2 protein-coding genes are annotated in these 541 nt (G+C 59.9%); both read right to left on the bottom strand.

The annotated features are described in order from the left end of the window. The coding region (locus ACYP5B_RS44600) for a helix-turn-helix domain-containing protein (RefSeq protein WP_459573854.1) at positions 1–257 on the bottom strand (257 nt) is incomplete at its 3' end. A 2-nt stretch (positions 258–259) separates the two neighbouring features. Further along, a partial coding sequence (locus ACYP5B_RS44595; RefSeq protein WP_459573853.1) for a type II toxin-antitoxin system RelE/ParE family toxin occupies positions 260–541 on the bottom strand: 282 nt, incomplete at its 5' end.

The following is a 541-nucleotide window of genomic DNA, read 5'->3' as shown; positions in this document are numbered from 1 at the left end:
AGGCACTCGATCATCTTGGCCTGGCTAATGCCGCGGAATTTGCCGCGCAATAGCTCGGAGAGCTTGGGTTGCGGCATGCCCAGCAGTTCGGCCGCCCGTTGCTGGGTCAAGTGCCGGCTCTTGATGATCTGCGCGATCTCATGTGCCAGTCCGGCCTTGACCAGCATTTCGTCGGCGTCCGGATAGCCCAGGTCCGCATAGGGATTGTCGCTGCCTTGCTCAATGGTAAGGTCGTCGATGGTTGCTATCGTGTTCATGTTCATTGCTCCTTCTCCAAGGCCGTCACAGCTTTCAGGCGAGCCTCTATCAAGTCCATGTCCGGTTTGGGTGTGGCAATGCCGCTGGTCGATTTCTTCTGGAAGCAATGCAGCACGTACACCGCTCCCGCGTAGCGCACCGTGTACACAGCGCGGTAGGTGCCGCCCTGGTGGTCTTCCACCACTTCCAGCACACCCGCCCCGCCGAAGCCCTTCAGCGGTTTGGCCTGGCTGTGCTTACTACCCACCTGGGCCAAGTGCAGCGCATAGCCAAAGGTGTCTTG

Source organism: Cupriavidus sp. 8B (genome assembly GCF_054589115.1).
The sequence above is the reverse complement of the archived record's forward strand: the minus strand, read 5'-3'. Positions and strand labels throughout refer to the sequence as shown.